We start from the raw sequence: 19,765 nt of genomic DNA, 5'->3' as shown, positions 1-19,765 counted from the left end.
GCAGGCGACAGACGCCTCATGGAACGGTCCTCGGAAGCGGAATACTTGCCCGTCAAATGTCCTGAGTCCCCCGTCGATGATAGCCTTGTCACATCTTTTCTGAGCAACATCCGGCGGGATGAGGACGAACCGCCCACCTTCCGGGACGGCCTGGCGGCCCAGCTCGTGATCGACGCGGCGGTCAAGTCCCACGAAACGGGCAGCTGGGTCGATGTCGAATGCTGACGCGGGACAGAAAGAAAGGTGCGGATCAAGCACGAGTACGAGCGCATATGCCATCCGGTACGGAAGAGATCCTGAATGAACGAACGCTTTCTTTCTCGCACCGGCGGCTCGACGAACTGCTCCAACCCGGAATGCGTGTATTGGATGCCGGCTGCGGAACCGGGGCGCTTACAAGGGGGATTTTCGAAAAAACCGATCCCGGCATTACCGTAGGTCTTGATGTCGACGCCAACCTGATCCGCCAGGCCCGCAGCGCACAGTCGAGCGCCCCCCATTACGTCGTGGCGGATCTTTACCACGTTCCGTTCTATCGCGTGTTTGACCTGACGAGCGCGGCCAGAGTGATCCAGTGGCTCCCATTTCCCGGAAGGGCGATCGAATGCTGCATAAGCACATTAAGGCCGGGAGGATGGTTTCTGGCCCTGGATTACAATCACGAAAAGATCGTATGGGACCCCCGTCCACCTCCGAGCGTGATGGTGTTTTACGAAGCGTTCCTAGCCTGGCGGACCGATGCCGGCATGGACAACGCGATTGCCGATCATCTTGCTCCCGACCTGGAGAGACTGGGGCTTGTGGATATCCAGGTAGCGGCACATCACGAACATGCGGACTGTTCTCAAACCGATTTCAAGTCGCGGCTGGGCATCTGGGCAGTGGTCGCTCAAACGCGCGGACTTCAAATGGTACGTGATGGGTACCTGTCAGAATTGCAAAGAGCGACCGCGGAAGCGGATTACCGGGAGTGGTTAGATTCAACCGCCGTCTCCCAGACGCTTTATCTACTGGCCGTTGAGGGCCGGGTTCCAAAGTAGGACCCGACCATGCCGGGCGCTGGGAACCCAGCGGGAATCCAGCGAGCGTATTCCTGTTTTGCAGGTCATTCGTGAAACCGTCAGGCAACCTAAGCCATGAAACTGGATTCATTACTCATATCCGCAACGAATATGGAACAGGAGCCGGTCCGGGCACGGATGGAAATCTCAGGATCGGAACGTCCCCTGAGCCGGCCCTGGCACCAGGGATTATTGTCCGGGAAGACGGTGCTCCTGGTCGAGGGCGGCGTGGGACAGGTCAACACGGCCGCGGCGCTGACCCTGGCGTTGACCCGCCACGAACCCGCCGTGATCCTGCAATTCGGTGTGGGCGGCGCTTACGTGCGATCCGGTCTCCAAGTCGGTGACATCGCCATTGCAACGGAGGAATGCTACGGCGATACAGGCGTGCTGACACCCAAAGGCTGGGTTGACTTGGAGGGAATGGGCTTTCCCATGCTTCCCGCCCGGACCGACGACCACGAGCCGGCCGGCCGGACGCTCAGAGAGCCCCTGTACAACAGGATACCGCTCGACGGCGGGCGAGCCGAGAATATCCGGCAATGCCTGGTATCCGGGCTGGAAGGAATATCGACACGCCAGATTGCCGCAGGCCCCTTCATCACCGTGCAGCAATGCAGCGGCGTGCAGGCGGTCGGTGACACGATGGCCGCCCGTTACGACGGGATATGCGAGAACATGGAAGGGGCGGCGGCGGCCCATGTTGCCGCGGCCAACGGGATACCCTTCGTGGAGATCCGCGGCATCAGCAACCGGGTGGTCGACAGGGATCTGTCGCAGTGGGATCTGCCCCTGGCGATCCGGTGCTGTGAGCAGGCGGTCCAGTTGATCGTAGAACATGGAGTCTTATGAGGCGGCGCACAATCAGGGCCCGTTTTTTGCTCCCGGACGCAGCCCGTAAGGAGGCAGGATCATGACCGTCCTTTCCCTCGGGTATTCGCCCTGTCCGAACGACACGTTCATCTTCTGCGCCATGACGCGTGGTCGAATTCCCGATGCGCCGAGGTGCCGGGAAGTGCTGGAAGATATAGAGACCTTGAATGCCATGGCCCTGGAGCGCAAACTCGATCTGACCAAGATTTCCTTTCACGCCCTGGGCTACGTCCGGGACCACTACGTCCTGCTCCGGGCCGGCGGGGCCCTGGGCAGAGGTTGCGGCCCCCTGGTGGTTTCGAGAGAACCCCTTCAGCCGGAACGGCTGAAGGGCAAGAAGATCGCCGTGCCCGGCCGGCTGACCACGGCGGCGCTGCTGCTGAGGCTTTTCGATCCCGCCCTGGATCGACTGATCTACCTGCCCTTCGACGAGATCATGCCGGCCTGTGAACGCGGCGACGTCGACGCCGGCGTAATCATCCACGAAAGCCGGTTCACTTTCGCCGAATACGGCCTGTCCAAGGTGATCGACCTCGGCGCATGGTGGGAGGATGAGACGGGACACCCGATTCCCCTGGGCGGTATACTCGCGCGGAGGGACCTGGGCGGCGCGATGCACGAGTGCCTCGACCGGTCCATACGATCGAGCATCGAATACGCCTACGCCCATCCCGATGAGGTGAGGCCCTATATCCGGCGCCACGCCCAGGAGATGGATGAAACGGTCATGCAGCAACACATCGATCTTTACGTTAACAGGTATTCGCTGCAGTACGGCGATGACGGGGAAGCGGCGATTCAAGACCTGTACGCGCGGGCCGAGGACGTGGGTATCGTCCCGGTTTCGGAACTTGCCCTTTTCGAATGACGGCTACTGTCGAATGACGACCATTGACGAAAAACAGCCGCGGTCGAATGACGGCCGCCCTTGAACGACACCCTGGCGGGACAAAAAAGCAGATTACCCTTAGCACGGAGAGGAAGTATCATGCGCATACTGATCATGACGGACATGGAAGGCGTCAGCGGCATTGTGGCCTGGGACCAGGTCACGGGAGGAAAGCCCATGTACGAGGAAGGCCGGCGGCTGTATACAGAGGAGATCAACGCCGCCGTACGGGGCGCCCGGGCCGCGGGCGCGAAGGAAATCGTGGTGGTGGACTGCCACGGCGCCGGAGGGGACTGGACCTTCAATTCGCTGGTGCCCGAGTTGCTCGATCCCGGCTGTGAATGGGTGGCCAAGCATCCCTGGTCGCGTTACACCGAGATGTTCGAGACGGGTTGCGACGCCGCGGTTTTCGTCGGCATGCACGCCCGGGCGAACACGGCGGACGGCGTCATGTGCCACACGATCTCCACCACGGGCTGGCGCAGCCTGCGATTCAACGACGACGAAGTGGGCGAAGTCGGTATCAACGCCGCACTTTGCGGACACTACGGCTGTCCCGTGCTGCTGGTCACCGGCGACGAGGCTGTATGCCGGGAATCCCGGGAACTGCTGGGAGAGAACCTTCCTGTCGTGGCCGTCAAACGCGGCCTGTCTAGATACTCGGCCCGGCAGATCCCCCCGGCGCGCGCGCGGCAGATGATCGAGGACGGCACGCGGCGGGCGCTGCTGGACTTGCCGGACATCGAGCCCTACGTGCCGGCGGCGCCTACGAGGATCACGATCGAACTGGACACCGTGGACAACGCCGCGCACTACAAGGGCAGGCCGGGGGTCTCGTTTCCCGATGACCTGACTGTCGTCAGCGAGGGCCGGGACTGGATGGAGACCTGGAATCAGATCTGGCACTGGTAGCACGCAGGACCGGGTTTTAACCCGGCCGTCGTCGTGCGTCGTGCGTGCGTCTGCCGATCGGCAGAATCAGACGACGCTCCTTTATAGCTGTTCCATCAGGTTCCGGATGAACCGCAGGTCCGACCGGGCGAGATCGACGACCGTGTCCACGGGCTCGCCGCCGTACTCGCTGTGCATGCTGACGGGCCCGTCGAAGCCCTGGGCCTTCAGCGTGGACAGCACCGTCTTCCAGTCCCCGAAACCCGTGCCCAGGCGAACCACGTCCACCTCCCACCGCCGCTCGCCATCGTGGACCCGTTGTACCCGCTTCAGGTCCTTGAAGGACATGACGGCCAGGTACTCCCGAACGATGTTGAGGGCCATGTCGATCGGCTCTCCGCAGATGGACAGGTGTCCAACGTCCGCGAACACGCCGACGTGGCGGGGGTCGAATCCCTGTACAACGTGCATGACGGCGGACGAATTCAGGCCCATGGAGTGGCCCGAGTGGTTATGCACGACGGTTTTGACACCGGTTTTCTCCGACAGGCGCTGGAATCCCTCCAGTTCCCTCCGCGCACGGTCCAGTTCCGCCCAGTAGTCCGATCCCGGCGACCAGTGCCAGTACCCCAGTTTGATGTGTTTTACGCCGTTCTCCCCGCAGGCCTCGTAGTATCTCTCCGCGTAGTCCAGCTTGGCCGTAGTGAAATCCCCCGGCGCGGTCACGAGCGGAATGGAAAGTCCTTCATCGGAAAGCACCCGCGCGGCTTCCGGCAGGGCCCGGCCGATATTCCCGGGATTCACCGGATATCCGTCCCGTACGCACAGGTCGGCTCCGGAAACCCCCACGCTTTTCAGTTTCTCCGCGATTTCCGCCAGCGAGAGACCCTCGAGGTGCTTGGTGAACATGATGAACTGCATGTGTCAATTCCCCTTTCTCAGTAGGACTCCCATCGATGGGGCCGGTCCGGAAACCAGGCCAGGTCTACCCCCATGGCGACCAGCTGCCAGAAGAGATAGGCGAGCAATATGCCAATAAACATCCGGCGGACCTTCTGGTAAAGCGTCGGACCGCCGATGCGGAACACGATGGTCTGGACCAGCCAGGCCAGGAAGATCGTCAGGAACGCGTTCCTGACCGGGGCGGACATGACGACGACCATGCCGATGGGATGGAGCGGCCACCACGGAAGAAGAAACCGCCCGGCCAGGAGCACGATCATCATAATGACCCCACTCCCGAAAAACAGGATTTCGAGGTCGCTGATCTGCGTAGCGTTGTTGACCCAGGTCACGATCAGGTCGTAGAACCGGATACCTCGGTCCGTACCCAGGTCGGTCCGCAGGTTCTGGGCACCGAAGGTGTTTCCGGCGTAGATGACGTAGCCGATGGAGGCCACGGCGCTCAGGCAGAACGCGACGGCCACGCCGGCGAAGAGGTGTTTTGCCGAGCTCCCGCTCCCGGAAACCCAAGCGTCCCGTAGTCGAGCGGCCTGGGCTTGCTGGTGCTGGCGCCACCGGGATTTCAGCCAGGCCACGTGGGACGTACCGATCATGGTGAAGGTGCGCCAGTTGCGGGCGAACCCGTTGGCCATGCCCAAGGCCGTGAGATCGCCGTGGCTGATCTGCGCGGACCCCACGATGGCGATGGAGAACTGGTGGCTGTTGATGGGCAGGTCGAGCGTCACCAAGCCTGTTTCCGCCACGACGCGGGCCAGGGCGATGTAGAAGATGAAAAGCAGCGTGATGAACAGTGCCATGATCGGCAGGGACAGGCCGGCGGCGTACAGCCAGCAGATAATGAAGAGAAGACCCAGCGGGAAGCCGAAGACGGCTGTCCGATAGGTAAAAAGCTCTTCTGAGTCGTCCAGCTCGCCTTTCCGGCCCAGGGCGTGCCGCCAAACGACCTTGAGGTGCCGGCGGGCCATCCACAGGCCGACAAGGACGAAGGTAACCAGCCCCGCGATGGATTGTATCCCCGCCAGGCCGCCATGAATGATGGTGCCCGACGTGGACCCGATGCCAACCAGGTTGAGCGATCCCTCCTGCAGCACGTAGAAGACGAGAAACAGCCACATGCTGAGCAGCACGTCACGGTTTACGAAGATCAGCAGACACAGTACGAATACGTTTACTCGGAAGATGAGTCCGGGAAAGGCCGGATCCAGGGTCAGGATCTGCGAGTGTTCCGCCATGATCGGGACCGGGGGCCATACGCCCCAGAAGGAAACGATGTTCCAGACCATCACGAAGGACATGGCGACCGCACCGATTTGGATCCAGCGGTCGCCGCCCTCTCCTTTGCCGCCGCCCAGCGAGATCAGGTGCAGGCCCACTTCGCCCAGGGGAAACTGGAGGCGTTCGTGCTCGACCCACTGCTTTCGGAGCATGACGACGATGCACGCGCCGACAAAGAGCAGGACGAGAATGAAGGATCCCCACCAGAACATCGGTGACAGCCAGGCGGCCCAGGGGATGGTCTGGCCCGACTGGAGTCCCTCGTAGAAGACCCGCGCCGCCGACCTGTCGCTGAGGACCAGCCAATCGGGCAGATACGGAAAGAAGATGGATTCCCAGCTGTTTTCCGGGGAAGCGAAGTAGAAGGGGGCGGTGATCACGACGAGCAGGTATTTGGTCATGGCCTGGTCGGGCACCGTGGAAGCGATCCAGCCCATGGCGAAAATCATGATCATTTCGTAGAATGAGAGCGCCGCGGCGGGACGCGCCCGTGCGACCAGGGTATTGGGAAGCAGCACGCAGAACAGAAAGGGAACGAGAAAAACCGGCGGGAGATGGGTCGCTGCAGGTTCGTAGCCGATCAGGTTGGCGCTGAATTCCCCCGTGAAGCCGATAAACACCGAAAGCGCGGCCCCGATGAGGACCGCCCGGAAGGAACGGATGCGCTGGAGGAAGACCGATGCGATCGATGTCATCTGACGATAGTTGGGACGGGGCTCGGTCCGCACATCCTGGTCATACGATCAGGTCCACACGGTAAGGCCCATGACGAGGTATACGACGCCCGTCAGCATGGCGGCGATCATCGCATAGGGAATCTGGGTCCTGACGTGATCGATATGATCCGATGCCGCACCCGTCGAAGCGAGAATGGAGGTATCGGAGAGTGGGGAGCAATGATCGCCGAAGACCCCGCCTCCGGCTACGGCCGCTATGGTCGCGTACACGATATCGGTCAACGCGTCTCCCGAGTAAACCAGGGCTACGGGCACCGCGATCGGCAACATGATGGCGAAGGTGCCCCAGGATGTGCCCGTGGAAAAGGCCATCACGGCCGCCAGCAGGTAGGTAGCCAGGGGGAGCATGGACGGAGTGAGGAAATCCCTCGTGATCGATACCATGTAGTCGGCCGTGCCCATGTCTTTGCTCAGCTGGTTGATCGTATATGCGAAAGCCAGGATCATGATGGCCGGCATGATCCCCTTGATGCCCGTCATGGCCGTGTCCATGATGTCGTTCAGTCTGATCCCCTGCATACGAATCGAAATCCCGAGGAAGATCACGACGGCGAGATAGGCTTCCAGTGTCTTCGCGGACCCCGTGAGAATAAACGAGCCGAGGACGATGACGATGATCAGGATGACCGGCAGGATGAAGTTGAGGAACAGGCGGGGTTTTATTTCCGGGAACATGGGGGTTTCGGTCAGCTCCCGTCCGATGAGCGGGACCGCGCCGTCCCTAAGCACCTTGCCTTCGTCCAGCGCCCTGCGTTCCGCTTTTTTCATGGGACCGAATTCGGGGATCACCCCGGCGGCGAACATGCCGACCAGAATCACCGCCGCCAGGGCGTAGATATTGTACGGAATGGAATGAATGAAGGCGTTCAGCGCATCGCCGGCATCGGCGATTGGGCCCATGCCGATGGTAAGCCCCGAGATGTAGATCGCCCAGCCCGTAAAGGGCATGAGGACGATGACCGGAGCCGAGGTGGAGTCGGCGATGTAGGCCAGTTTCTCCCTGGAAATGCGCGCCTTGTCCGCCAGGCTTCGCATCGTGGTTCCGACAAAAAGCGGGCTGAAGTAGTCGCTGAAGAAGACGAACATGCCCAGCACCCACGTCCAGAGCTGCACGCCCCTGCGCGACAGTTGCCGGTACGCCACCCACTGGGTGAAGGTCTGGATGGCGCCGGTGCGGATGAAGAAGGCGATCATGATCCCGATGCAGATCTCGAGGAGGAACACCCAGGAGAAACTGGTGTTTCCGATGGCGTTGATCATTAGCTCGGAAAACCCCAGGGGACCCTGGCCCGAGATCAGGACGCCCACCAGGCAGGCCACCGCCAGGGAATACACGGCGTTCCGAGTCAGGAAGGCCAGCACGATGGCCAGGGCTGGCGGCACGATGGAGAGAATACCGAGGTCGGTTTCCATGGGGGTTCCTGGATTGTGAGATTGGATCGGATTCAACTAAGAAACATCTATCAGGCACTTCAGGCAACAACCTATATTGTAGGTGCCGCGAGGAACATGAGCGCCGGGTGTTAATCTGACCGCCAAACCCCGATCGACACCGCGAGCGCGCCCGCAGGGACTTGAATCCATGGACCGTCTCAGCTTCCTGATCGCAGATCCCCCGTCGGGTTGGGTCGGGAGTATCGAAGAAACTTTCCGTTTCATTCGTTCCGCCGGATATGCCGGCGTGGAACTGAACCTCACCACCGAATTAGCCGGTCGTCTGGATGATATTGAGGACGCCGCCCAGGCGAATGATCTGCCCGTCGTTTCGCTGCTCACGGGCTCGGCATACGAGGAGGGACTCTGTCTCAGCACACCGGACGCATCCATCCGCGACCGAACTGTCGAGCGCCTGGTGGAATACATGGAAACCGCGGAACGGTTTGATGCCGTCCTGGTGATCGGCCTGTTGCAGGGTTTGCGCTCCGACGAACCCGACCCTGCCGTGGCCAATGAACGGATCGCTTCCTGCCTTGAGCACGTGGGACGGGAAGCCGAGACCAGGGGTATCGACATCGTGATCGAACCGGTAAACCACCTCCAGGTGGGATTCAATAACAGCGTCGAAGAAGTCCGGCGCCTGATCCTGTGCACCGGATCCACCTCCCTCCGCCCCATGGTCGACACCATCCACATGCATATCGAGGAGATCTCCCCCATTCAGCCCATCTACGACTGCGGCGCCGGTCTCCGTCACGTGCATCTCTGCGAAAGCCACGGGGGACTTCCGGGCACCGGCCGGATAGACTTCGCTGCCGTCCTCGATGCCCTGGAACGCATCGGGTATTCCCATTTTGCTTCGGTAAAGGTCTATCGGAAGGCCGGTCTGTGCGATGCGGTAGAAAAGAGCATGGCCTATCTCCGTGGGCTGAAGCCTGGGTAAGTACGCCGCGTCAGGGGACGCTCGGCTTAGAGGAACGGGCGTTTAGAGTACCGGGGCCAGCCGGTCGCGACGACTCACGGCCATTCCGGCTTCTGCGGCAGTCCGGTGCGAATAGACTCAAGTCCGGCTTCGCAGACGGCGACTACGCGGGCGCCGACCCGGGCTGGGATCGGGTTTTCCATTTTGCCGTCGAGCGTGTCCAGGAAGTCGATGACGGACCGGCCCCAGCCGTGTCCTCCCACCGCCGCATCGTTTGATGCATCGGGCAGCGTGACGGGTTCCTCGCCGCGCCGGTAGAGCTTTCCATTCCACAGGGTGCCGTCTGTGCCGTAGACGGCCAGCATGCCGCCTCCCATGCCGTGTCCCGAGCAACCGCTGGAGACGAAGACCTTCCCGAGCACCCCGTTCTCGAATTTCAGCATAACGATATAGCAGTCGTCCGAGGGAAACTCGGGCACGGACCGCTTGCTGCCATAGGCGAAAACTTCGATGACTGGGGAGTCCACTGTGGACAGGATGTTGTCGATGGGATGGCAGCCGCCGCCCAGGAGTATGTTCTGCGGGTTCTCCCGGTCGATCCGCCAGGGGGTATGTCCACGTCCGCCGGGATGGTAGATGGACCACATGTCGTGGATGTAGTCGCCCTGGACGAAGAAGATGTCGCCGATTTCGCCCGATCTCGCGGTCTGGGACATCTCCCGCCACGGATACATGTACCGGATGGTATGATCGGTCATCACGGTCAGTCCCGTCCGTTCGGCGGCGTCCATCACGCGCCGGGCATCGGCGACAGTCGTGGCCAGTGGCTTTTCCACGAGGGCATGGGCCCCGAGTTCCAGGGCCAGGATGGTCTGGTCGGCGTGCAGGTGGTCCGGTCCCGCCACGGCGACGATGTCCGGACTCGTATCCGCGATGAGCGACCCGAGGTCGTCACCGGTAACGGCTTCGGGATAGAGGGACCCGGTCGCTGTAAGCTTCTCTTCGGTCGGGTCGAACAGGGCGGTCACCCAGGCACGACCGCTCTGTTCAGCCACGTGGGCCACGTACTTTCCGGCGCTGCCGCAGCCGCTGAGGAGTATGGAATGGGACATAGCGGTGCCTGGTTCAGATGCCTTCCGTCACTTCAACTGTTCCAGTCTGGCCCGGTACTTGTCGTACAGATCGGTGTGCTTGCTGCTAAGGTCAACGGGCCGGCCCCGGATGAAGGCTTGGTCCACGCGGGTCATGATCTCTAGCGGGTCTCCGTCGGTAACGATCAGGGTGGCGTCCTTGCCCGTCTCCAGGGAGCCCAATCGGTCCTCCACGCCCAGGATGCGCGCGGGATAAAGGGTGACGGATTTGAGCGCTTCTTCCTTCGGCAGGCCGTAGGCTGCCGCGGTTGCGGCGTGGTAGGGCAGGTTCCGCACGTTTGAGGCTCCCCCGCCCTGGCCGATGCAGAAGGTCAGGCCGGCCTCATGCAACTTCAGTGCGTTGGTGAAGGGCGTGTCGTAGGGTTCCCACCGGCGCGCGGGCAGGTAGTGCACCGCGCCTATGATCACGGGGATATCGTGTTCCTTCACGCGGTCCGCAACCCGCCATGCGTCAGTGCCTCCGACCAGGATGATCCGTACGTCCTCGGCAAGTGCCCAGTCGATGGCGGCATGGATCTGCTTTTCTTCCGCGGCGTGGACGAATACGGGTAGTTCTTTCCTCAGGACCGGAATCATCGCGTCCCAGCCGAGATCCGAGGGATGGAATGGGGCCCCACCGGCTTCTTCGGCCTCTTTCGCGATCATGTACGCCCTGGCTTCTCTGAAGGCGTCGCGCAGCTTCGTCAGGGCTTCCCGGCGCGCTTCGACCTGCTCCTCCCTGCTGGAGGAACCCTCAAAGTCGAAGATACGATAGGAAGGCCACTGCACATGGAGGCCCGCTGTGGTCTCCAGGGTCATTTCTTCGGTGGTCCATCCATCCAGCGCGATCAGGCCGGAAAGGCCGGCGATCAGTCCACCGCTCGGCATGGTCAGAGCGGTCAATATCCCGTTCGCCCGGGCGACCGGAAAATACTCGCTGTCAGGATTCACGGCGGATACGGCTCGCACGCTCGGGGTGATGTCTCCGATCTCCACGTTATCCTGGGTGGCCCGGACCGAACCGATCTCCGTGAGGCCCAGGTTCGTCGGCGCCGCGAGCAGCCCCGGATATACATGCTTCCCCGTTACGTCCACGACCATAGTGTTTTCGGGCAGATCCAGGTCCGTCCCGATTCCGGTAATGACGCCGGCTTCGAAGAGTATCGTGGCGCCCTCGATGATGGCGCCGCTCACGGTGTGGACGGTGCCGCCTGTCAACGCGATGGGTTGTACCTGCGGTCCGGCCGGCTTCTGTTTCGAGGCCGCCGCGTCCCGGACCACAGGATCCGGCGCCAACCCCAGAATCAACAGGAGCAGCATCGTTCGCATCCGCCACGGGCCGGCAGCGCGGGGCATCATCCTTCGCATCCACCGCGCGCCGGCAGCGCCCTTCGCCGAAGGGTCGGTTCCATGGCTCCTGCGGGACAATACCATCATTTCCAACCTCCATTCGCCGGGAGACCGGCGTGTTCCGCGCCTACGCCTCCGGCGCTTCTTCTTCGTCGGTTTCGGGCGCTTTCAGCAGTTTCTGGATCAGCCGCGTCCGTTCCTTCTCCACTTCTGTCCGCATCTCCCTGTCCTCGTCGATGTCGAAGTACTTCCTTCCGTCGATCCAGGTCTGTTCGCATTTCGTGTAGGTGGACAGGGGATGGCCGTTCCAGATCACGAAATCGGCATCCTTGCCCGGCTCGAGCGAACCCACGTAGGGATCGATGGCCAGTTGTATCGCAGCGTTCAACGTGACGAATTTGAGGGCCTCCACCTCATCGACCCCGCCATACTTCACCGCCTTGGCGGCTTCGGTGTTCAAGCGCCGGGCCAGTTCATCGCTGTCGGAGTTGAAGGTGACCAGCACACCCGCCTCGTGCATCAACGCCCCGTTGTGGGGAATGGCGTCATAGGCTTCGATCTTGAACGCCCACCAGTCGCTGAACGCGGAAGCACCCGCGCCGTGGGCGGCGATCTCGGGGGCGACCTTGTAACCTTCCAGGACATGCTGGAAGGTGCCGATGGTGAAACCGAACTCGTCGGCAACCCGGATGAGCATCAGGATCTCGTCCTGACGATAGGAGTGACAGTGGACCAGCCGTTCTCCGGCGAGGACCTCCTGTAGCGTCTCAAGTTCGAGATCGCGCCGCGGCGGCACGACGCCGGATTTATCCGCCAGAGCGTTGTACCGGTCCCAGGCCCCCTGGTATTCCCGGGCCGCGAGGAAACGGTCGCGGATGATCTGTTCGACGCCCATGCGGGTCTGGGGATACCGGTCGCTGAGAACACGCCAGTTGCTGCGCTTGACGTTTTCGCCCAGGGCGAACTTGATGCCTGCCTTGGCCTCGGTGAACTTGAGTTCCTCCGGGCCGGCTCCCCACCTCAGCTTGATGATCTGGTTCTTGCCCCCGATAGGATTGGCCGAACCGTGCAGCACATTGGCCACCGTGAGCCCTCCAGCCAGTTCCCGGTACATGGCGATGTCGTAGCTGTCGATTACGTCCCCGATGCCCACCTCGGCGGTCACGGCCTGCGTCCCCTCGTTAATGCCCTCGAGGATGGCCGTGTGCGAATGGGCGTCGATGATCCCGGGGGTAACATGCTTTCCGGTGCCGTCGATCTCCAGGGCGCCGCCGGGCGCGGCGAGACCGGTACCGACTTCGACGATTTTACCCGCCTGTATCAGAAGGTCCGCGTTTTCCAGTTTGCCTTGGTCGTCCAGGGTCCAGACAGTGGCGTTCCGGACGAGGATGTGCTCCGGCCGCTCCGGTGCACTTTCCCGGCCGAAGGCGCCGGGAGGATACAGTTCCGGTGGATCATCGCCCATCGAGACGGACTCCGGTATTTCGGCCGGTTCCGCTTCTCTCGCACGGGTTCGTTCCGCGGTCCAGGTCACGCTTTCTCCGTCCGGGCGGACGCCCCGTCCCGCGATCCGGTCTCCCCGGATCGAACCCGACAGACGCCATACGCCGACTTCTCCCAGTGCCTGGTCTTCGAGGCTGAAGGCGATCCGGGCGTCATCGAGTTCCATGCGGTCCGCCTTAACGGCTGCCCCGTCGATATCGACCGAACCCTTCGGCGAATTCAGGGAACCATTGATAGACAGGGACAGGCTGTCACCCTTCAGGATGACCATCCACCCGCCGCGGGGATCGACGGCTGGGCGGGGCGTCACCACGTAGCGGTCGCCGGCGACCCACACGTCCTGCACGTTCACGTTCTCGCCAAAGAGGGGTCCGTCGGTGATGGTCATGCTGGCCAGTTTTCCGGGTTCCAGGGTTCCGAGTTGCCGGCTGATCCCGAGCATAGATGCCGGGGTCGTGGTGAGCGCCGCCAGCGCGGCTTCATAATCGAGCCCGTGCGCTATGGCCTCCCGCACGCGATCATGAAAATCGGTGCTTCTCGCCAGTCTCGTGCTGCTCAACGCGATTGGGATTCCCGCGCGATGCAATCGGCCCGGATTCCCCGGGGCCAGATCCCAGTGCCGCAGCGTTTCCAGCGTCACGTTCGAAGCGTCTTCGGGCGTCGAGACGGACAGCGCCTCGGACCGGGGAAAGTCAATGGGCAGGATGACGGGGACGCCAGCGGCCCGGACCGCGTCCAGCATCCGGTACTCATGGCCGCTGCCCCTGACGAGGAATCGCAGTCCGAACTCCTCCGCCAGCCGGGCGGCCCGCAGGAAGGCGTGGTCGTCGTCGACACTCATGAGGACGGCTTGGTTCCGGGCGACCACATCATCCAGTGCCGCCAGCGCGTCGTTCTCCTCCGGTCTGTCCTGCCGCGGATTCGATGCATAGGCGGCGTGGGCGTCCCGGAACCACTGCGCGTCCAGGATCGTCTGGCGCATCAGGGCCGCCACGCCCATCATGGCCGCCGGGTAGGTGCGGTTTCGGTTTCGCTTCATGCGGATATGCTGAAAGACATCGCGCTTCAGGACGTTCTCGTTGGGCGTTCCGGCACCGAGCTTGACCACTGCGCTGCTTCCCGCAAACACGCCGCGGTCCGCCACCACCATGGCCGCCGCGAATCCGGATTTCCGCAGTCTCACGATCTCCGCTTCATTGATTCGGTACGCTTCGGCGGCCGCGCGCTCGGGACGGACGGCGGGGTTCCAGTAGGAGGATCCCGCGATATTGTCTTCAGCCTTTCCCGGCAGTCCCGCCTGGGTAAACATCTCGATCAGGCCCGGATAGATGGTCATGCCCGAATAGTCCCATCTGCGGGCGTCCGACGGGACCTCGACCGACACTCCCGTCTCCACGATCAGGCCGTCCCGGACGACCACGGTGCCTCCCTCGATGACGAGGTCGGGCCGCACATACACTCGCGCATTCTCGAGGGCGTGTACGCGCGACGGGTTCTCTCGGAGTCCCGCCTGCGGCGTCGTCTGCTGGGCCCGCGCACTGTGGGCGATCACCCCGGCCAGCAGGCAGGCGGCCAGGATGAATCTGCACGACTGCTTCATGGATTTCCTCCTGAAGTAACATTTCAAGTTGTCGCTGGAACTAACAGCCCCGCATAATCTTACAACAATAGATCGGCTGCGCGGCCAAGGGCCTGTTCGACCCGTTCGGTGATCCCGTCTCCGTCCAGTCTGCCGATGGGGTGCTCGATCTCGATGATGGGATAATCTCCCTGTCCCAACTGCTCCGCCATGACCCGCGCGGTATGCGCGAAGCTGGATGTGCACAGCAGTGCGGACGGCAGTCCGTGGTTCTCCAGCGTGAGGGCATCGTGCATGCTGCACGCGCTGCAGGAGCCTCAGTCGCCGACGCCCACCAGGGCGAAATTACATCTTCGAACGATCAGATCGGTCATGTCGGGCGACAGGACCCGGCTTGCGCTTTCTTTGGTGTACTCGACGGCTTCCACGGGATGGGCGAGGCGCTTCCTGAACCCCTCGAACACGCCCCGCAGGATCACGTCGGAGTTGGGTTTGCCATTGCCCACAAGCGCGGCTACGGTGTGCAGGGACCCCAACGGCCGGCGGGCATGCCGGAGGGCCGCCGGACCGGCGGAGGCGGTGGGGTCGACGAGGGTTACAGGCATATTCATCCTTCCCGCTTCATTCGTTCCTGGCGGATTTTCCCCAGGCTCTTTTGGTCAGGCATCCGTAGATACATGTATATACTTGGTCACCGGCCTGGATCCGACGCCCCTGCCTGATCCCAGCCACGGAGGGATCACGGCGGAGTGCCCGCCCGCGGTGCCTCCCGCGAAGACGATCCAGATATCCTCTTTGGCCGGCGTCAACGTGATGCGTCCATCGGGGTCCAGGTCGTCGTGCCGGCCCGTGAAGCGGATCTCCCTGCCCGTGGTCGTGGTGCGGTCGAAAAGCGCCTCACGGATCATCGCCCGCGTCCATCCGGCCTGACTGAAGACCGACCGATGTTCCGGGCAGATGACGAACACGATGGCGGCCCCGGCATAGTTGGTCGCCCTGGCGACTTTCGCAAAGGATGCCGCCAGGCCCATGGGTTCGTGGTGGACGTGGTCGGCCACGGAGTGCGGAGCTTCCGCGGCGAGAACCGTAACGGCGCTTGTTCCCGAAGGAACCCCCAGATCGTCCCCCAGCGTCGGCCACCCATCGCATCGCGCTTCGGGCAGGCAGTACGCGATGCGTCCGGCATGGGCTACGGTCGCCCGGTCCAGGTCTCCGGGCACGCTTCCTATCCCGTTACGGATGACGAGGTTCAGGGCTCGGCCCACCGTGAGGTTGGCCCGGTTCCCGGCGCCGAGCACGGCGGTTTCCGTGTTGAAGCCGAGCTTCGCCACGGCGGGACCGTGAACGATGACCAGCGGTGCGGCTCCGCCCGTGCTGGCCGATGGACCGACGACATTGAATTCAGGGTTCAGTACGGCCTCCACCGCGGCCAGGACGACGGGAAAAAGCGTATCTGTGCAACCGGCCATCACCGAGTTGGCCGCAACCAGTTCCGCGGTGATGGTCCGGTTTCGTTCGGGTACCCGTCCGATTTCCCGGTCAGGCTCCAGACCGTGCGCGGCCAGCATCCGGTCGATGCGATCGCGGGTAGGCGGCACGACGGGCAGGCCGTCCGACCAGCCCCGGTCAAAGGCGTATTCTATGGCATCGATTTCGGTGTCGACCTGATGGGCCATCGGTAGGGTTACTTGCCGTAGTAGTTTTCCAGATAGGTCAGAATGGTCTCTTCGGTCTTCTGATCGAACTTTTTCAGTCCCTTTTCCGCCTGCATCCACCGGATAGCGTCCAGCCATTCCGCGCGGTTCGCCCGGTAAGAGCGGATGATCTGGGTGGGGTGGCACTGGGCGCATTCCCGTTCCACCACGGGATAGCCGTCGCCCATGATCAGCCTGGTCCGATGGTTCAGCTCCAGCCCTGTCCGCGGGTCGTACATCGTCACGGGCTTGGCTGCTTCGGCCCTGGCATTGGCCAGTGCGACTTTCGATCGTTCCGCTTCGTAGTAGATCAGGCCGATTACTATGGCATCGAGAACGATGACGAAGGCGATCTGGCCGAGTACGCGTAGAAACGAGTTCATGGACTACTCCTGTGGCTTCTGGAACGGATCATACTCCGAAACAATCACGCAGGCAATCGAGCCGCTATCTCGAACCGACGCCTACGGGAAGGCCCAGTCCGATATACCATGTCCGGCCGGCTGCGGGTTCGAAGAAGCGGTCCCCGAAGGCGTTGGGCACGACGGATCCGTTATATCGCGCGTCGAACAGATTGTTGACGCCGGCGAACAGAATTCCGCCGACCCCGTCGCTATTGTACTCGATTCCCATGCGAAAATCAACGAGGCCGTAGCCGTCGTTCACAAAATCGGATTCCGGTTTCTCACTCCCTGGCGCGGGACCGTTGAAGTCATTGGCGAAATACTCCGCGGTCCACTGGGCGTTCAGTTCGACGAAGGAACCGGTGCCGGGGTGGGCGTAGGCCAGACCGGCGAACAGGTGATGGGGCGGTACGCCGGGCACTTCGTTGCCGGACAGTTGGTACCGCCGCGTGCTTCCGTCGACCTCGCGCTCCACCTCGAAATTGCTGAATTCGAACTGCATGCCCGTGTAGGCCAGCGAGAGGTCGAACCCGGGACGGGGGGACCAGGTCACTTTCAGTTCAATACCCCGGTTGCTCGTCTCTCCCGCGTTACGATAAAAGATCTCGTCCGTCTCCGGATCGTCGACTTGAAAGGGCTGGAGCATGTTGCGGATGCCGAAGGCGAAGAGGGCCGCGTCATAGGCCAATCCGGCATCGGGCAGGAATCCCTTTACGCCCGCTTCGAAGCCGCGAAGCCGTTCGGGCTCGAGATTCGGGTTGAAACCGCCGGCCTGTGTGGGCTGGTTGCTGAGTTCCGTGGTGGTCGGCGTCTGGAAAGCGGTGGAGAAATTGCCGTACACCGCCGTGAGCGGGGCGGGCCGGAAAGCCAAGCCCAGGTGGGGACTGAACTGCGCCATGTTCCGCGTTCCCGAATCGTCGGTCTGATCCTTCAGAAACCGATCCGCCGCCTCGTATCGAAACCGGTCGTACCGCCCGCCAGCGGTCACGGATATATCGGGCCCGGGTGACCATTCCAGTTCCACGAAGGGGCCGAGACCATCGACGCCTTCGTCCTGGTCCAGCCGCTTGTCGCCGCGGGAGATTTCGTCGAAAACGCGGGCGTCGTCCAGCGTGCCCACGAGGTCGCCCGGAATGCCGCCGTTGCCGAATTCACGCCGTTCGTCGCGCTGTATCTCCAGGTCTACTCCGGCCGTCATCCGGAATCCGCTGTTTCCGATCCTTCCCTCGCGGCTGTACACTCCCCGAATTCCCCCGGCCATGCGGTCCAGGTCGATGATCCGGCCCGGGATGGGATTGAACAGCGTGCGTCCCATCCCGAATACCGTGATCTCCCCCTGGGACCCGGGCGCCTCGTAACGCAGGGACAGGCCGCCCTGGACCTGCCTGACCTTCTTGGACGCGCCCTGTCGCTGAACGAAGGCCCTCGCGCTGGCGGGGTCCGACTCGGCCGTGGCCTTGTCTAGAGAGCTCGGGTTGTACTGGTATGGGGCGTTGTAGTAATTGGCCACGGTCGTCACGGTCCAGGTTTCGCCGATCATCCGTTTCCCGATCGAATTGATTCCGGTCGATCGCGCGAAGGCATGGTCCCGAAAACCGTCGAACCAGAGCGTATTGTAGTTTACGAGAAACCGGTAGTCGCCCGAACTGCCGGCCGCCTTGCCCTGTATGCGGCGCAGGCCGTGGGAGCCGGTTATGAAACGGGGGGTGACCTCCAGCGGCGTGTCCGGGGACCCTTCGGTGCGTATCTGGATGACTCCGCCCGCCGCGTTGCCGTAAAGCGAGGAACTGGGACCGCGCAGTACTTCGATCTGCCCCGCCGAGGTCAGGTCGAGGTTGTTGAGCTGGGACTGGCCGTCGGCCATGGTCAGGGGGATGCCATCCAGGACCACCTTCACCCCGCGCACGCCGAACGACGCCCGACTGCCCAGGCCGCGGATGCTGATCCGGTCGCCCTGCGACACGTTGTTGCGGTTGTGCACGATGATGCCGGGAAGGCTGCGGACGCTCTCCTCCAGCGACAGTCCCGGTTCGCCAAGCTGGATCTCGTTCCGCCCCACTCTGTCCACGGCATAGGGTACGTCGAGGATGTCCCGGATATAGCGGGTAGCGGTGATTTCGACTGGCTGAAGGACGTAATCTACCTGGACGTCTGTGGTATCCGAAGTGGATTGTTGCCAGGCGAAGGCGGGGGATACGTGCAGAAGGAGTACGACGCAGGCTGGGAGAATCGTTTTCATCGTGTACCGAATCGATGCGGCGGGGCGGACGGATCGCCCGCCCCGCGGTGTTCATTAATCCAATGCACGAATCTTGACGTTCTTGAAGCGGATCTTGCCCTGGCCGAAGGCCTGCAGCACGACTACGCCGCTGTAGTGCGAGGAGTCCTGGATCTTGACCGCTTCTTCCCCGTTCAACGTGACCGTGATGTCGCGTCCGTCGGCGGTGATGATCATGGTGTTCCACTGGCCCTCGGTTTGCGGCGGCGGCTCGTACTTGGCCAGTGCCACGATGCTGCCCGTGGTATAGCCCGAACCGTGGGTGTCCGCGATGTTGATCTCGTAGAAGGAGTACTGGTTCACCCGCGCCCCGGTATCACGCGGTCCGCGGACGAAGACACCGCTGTTGTGCCCCGCGTCCTGGTTGAACTGCACGCTCAGTTCGAAGTTCGTGAACTCGTCGTAGGTGCCGATGTAACCGGGGCCTCGGCCCGTCACCTCGCCGGTGAGCATGCCGTCTTCCACCGCCCAGATGGCACTGCCGCCGCGGTGGGTCCAGCCCAGGAGGGTCTGGCCGTCGAACAACAGCTTCCAGCCCGCTTCCTGCTCCGCGTCGGTCAGCATATTGTCCTGCGCGGCGGCCGTGCCATGTATACCGGTCAGAATCAGCATTGCGGCTGCCACGCTCCACATGAAACGTTTCATTACGAATCTCCTCTGTTTTGCGCTCATGCTTACCCAATTCTCCGTCTTACCGGCTATTCGCCTTCTTCGGCTTCGGGCTCTTCGCCCAGCTTCAACGCGACCAGTTCGGCTGGATGGCCGCTGGCGCCGACCGT

The 19,765-nt window shown here is 62.5% G+C and carries 18 protein-coding genes; 6 read left to right on the top strand and 12 right to left on the bottom strand.

What is annotated here, in order from left to right; all coding sequences use genetic code 11:
* The 5 genes from OXG98_08650 to OXG98_08630 all read left to right on the top strand — a co-directional run.
* Positions 1–225: Gfo/Idh/MocA family oxidoreductase (locus OXG98_08650; protein ID MCY3772075.1), on the top strand; the 225-nt coding region annotated here is incomplete at its 5' end.
* Positions 219–1,040, top strand: a complete 822-nt coding sequence (locus OXG98_08645; GenBank protein ID MCY3772074.1) for a methyltransferase domain-containing protein — start codon at positions 219–221, stop codon at positions 1,038–1,040. The genes OXG98_08650 and OXG98_08645, both read left to right, overlap by 7 nt.
* A gap of 96 nt (positions 1,041–1,136) precedes the next feature.
* The gene (gene mqnB, locus OXG98_08640; GenBank protein MCY3772073.1) at positions 1,137–1,913 is read left to right on the top strand and encodes a futalosine hydrolase; all 777 of its coding nucleotides are present in this window, start codon (positions 1,137–1,139) and stop codon (positions 1,911–1,913) included.
* A gap of 61 nt (positions 1,914–1,974) precedes the next feature.
* Positions 1,975–2,802: a 1,4-dihydroxy-6-naphthoate synthase gene (locus tag OXG98_08635; GenBank protein MCY3772072.1), complete on the top strand. Its 828-nt coding sequence runs from the start codon at positions 1,975–1,977 to the stop codon at positions 2,800–2,802.
* Between the two features lie 120 nt (positions 2,803–2,922).
* Complete coding sequence (locus tag OXG98_08630) at positions 2,923–3,735, top strand: M55 family metallopeptidase (protein ID MCY3772071.1); 813 nt, start codon at positions 2,923–2,925, stop codon at positions 3,733–3,735.
* A gap of 81 nt (positions 3,736–3,816) precedes the next feature.
* Here OXG98_08630 and OXG98_08625 read toward each other — a convergent pair whose 3' ends face one another.
* The 3 genes from OXG98_08625 to OXG98_08615 are packed head-to-tail and all read right to left on the bottom strand — an operon-like array spanning position 3,817 to position 8,102.
* On the bottom strand, positions 3,817–4,635 hold the full coding sequence (locus OXG98_08625; GenBank protein ID MCY3772070.1) for a sugar phosphate isomerase/epimerase: 819 nt from the start codon (positions 4,633–4,635) through the stop codon (positions 3,817–3,819).
* Between the two features lie 17 nt (positions 4,636–4,652).
* Entirely contained in the window at positions 4,653–6,647 is a 1,995-nt protein-coding gene (locus OXG98_08620; protein MCY3772069.1) for a hypothetical protein, read from the bottom strand.
* 48 nt (positions 6,648–6,695) lie between these two features.
* Positions 6,696–8,102 (bottom strand): transporter, encoded by a 1,407-nt coding sequence (locus OXG98_08615; protein MCY3772068.1) that lies wholly within the window; start codon positions 8,100–8,102, stop codon positions 6,696–6,698.
* A gap of 169 nt (positions 8,103–8,271) precedes the next feature.
* Here OXG98_08615 and OXG98_08610 point away from each other — a divergent pair, with 169 nt between their 5' ends.
* Positions 8,272–9,069: a sugar phosphate isomerase/epimerase gene (locus tag OXG98_08610; GenBank protein MCY3772067.1), complete on the top strand. Its 798-nt coding sequence runs from the start codon at positions 8,272–8,274 to the stop codon at positions 9,067–9,069.
* Positions 9,070–9,143: 74 nt separating this feature from the next.
* On the opposite strand, the gene OXG98_08605 is transcribed toward OXG98_08610, so the two are convergent.
* The 9 genes from OXG98_08605 to OXG98_08565 all read right to left on the bottom strand — a co-directional run bounded on the left by OXG98_08605 (position 9,144) and on the right by OXG98_08565 (position 19,631).
* On the bottom strand, positions 9,144–10,160 hold the full coding sequence (locus OXG98_08605; protein MCY3772066.1) for a Gfo/Idh/MocA family oxidoreductase: 1,017 nt from the start codon (positions 10,158–10,160) through the stop codon (positions 9,144–9,146).
* A gap of 27 nt (positions 10,161–10,187) precedes the next feature.
* Positions 10,188–11,615: an amidohydrolase family protein gene (locus OXG98_08600; protein MCY3772065.1), complete on the bottom strand. Its 1,428-nt coding sequence runs from the start codon at positions 11,613–11,615 to the stop codon at positions 10,188–10,190.
* 40 nt (positions 11,616–11,655) lie between these two features.
* The gene (locus OXG98_08595) at positions 11,656–14,631 is read right to left on the bottom strand and encodes an amidohydrolase family protein (protein MCY3772064.1); all 2,976 of its coding nucleotides are present in this window, start codon (positions 14,629–14,631) and stop codon (positions 11,656–11,658) included.
* 59 nt (positions 14,632–14,690) lie between these two features.
* On the bottom strand, positions 14,691–14,906 hold the full coding sequence (locus OXG98_08590) for a hypothetical protein (GenBank protein MCY3772063.1): 216 nt from the start codon (positions 14,904–14,906) through the stop codon (positions 14,691–14,693).
* A gap of 21 nt (positions 14,907–14,927) precedes the next feature.
* Positions 14,928–15,215 carry a hypothetical protein gene (locus tag OXG98_08585; protein MCY3772062.1) on the bottom strand — a complete coding sequence of 96 codons (288 nt, stop codon included), beginning with the start codon at positions 15,213–15,215 and terminating at the stop codon, positions 14,928–14,930.
* A gap of 54 nt (positions 15,216–15,269) precedes the next feature.
* Positions 15,270–16,286: a hypothetical protein gene (locus tag OXG98_08580; GenBank protein ID MCY3772061.1), complete on the bottom strand. Its 1,017-nt coding sequence runs from the start codon at positions 16,284–16,286 to the stop codon at positions 15,270–15,272.
* A gap of 8 nt (positions 16,287–16,294) precedes the next feature.
* Entirely contained in the window at positions 16,295–16,687 is a 393-nt protein-coding gene (locus OXG98_08575; GenBank protein ID MCY3772060.1) for a hypothetical protein, read from the bottom strand.
* Positions 16,688–16,751: 64 nt separating this feature from the next.
* Positions 16,752–18,947, bottom strand: a complete 2,196-nt coding sequence (locus OXG98_08570) for a TonB-dependent receptor (GenBank protein ID MCY3772059.1) — start codon at positions 18,945–18,947, stop codon at positions 16,752–16,754.
* Between the two features lie 54 nt (positions 18,948–19,001).
* Entirely contained in the window at positions 19,002–19,631 is a 630-nt protein-coding gene (locus OXG98_08565) for a DUF1080 domain-containing protein (GenBank protein ID MCY3772058.1), read from the bottom strand.
* Positions 19,632–19,765: the final 134 nt, after the last annotated feature.

It is taken from the genome of Gemmatimonadota bacterium, from assembly GCA_026706345.1.
Taxonomy (GTDB): Bacteria; JAAXHH01; JAAXHH01; order JAAXHH01; family JAAXHH01; genus JAAXHH01.
This window is presented reverse-complemented; position numbering and strand designations above follow the sequence as displayed.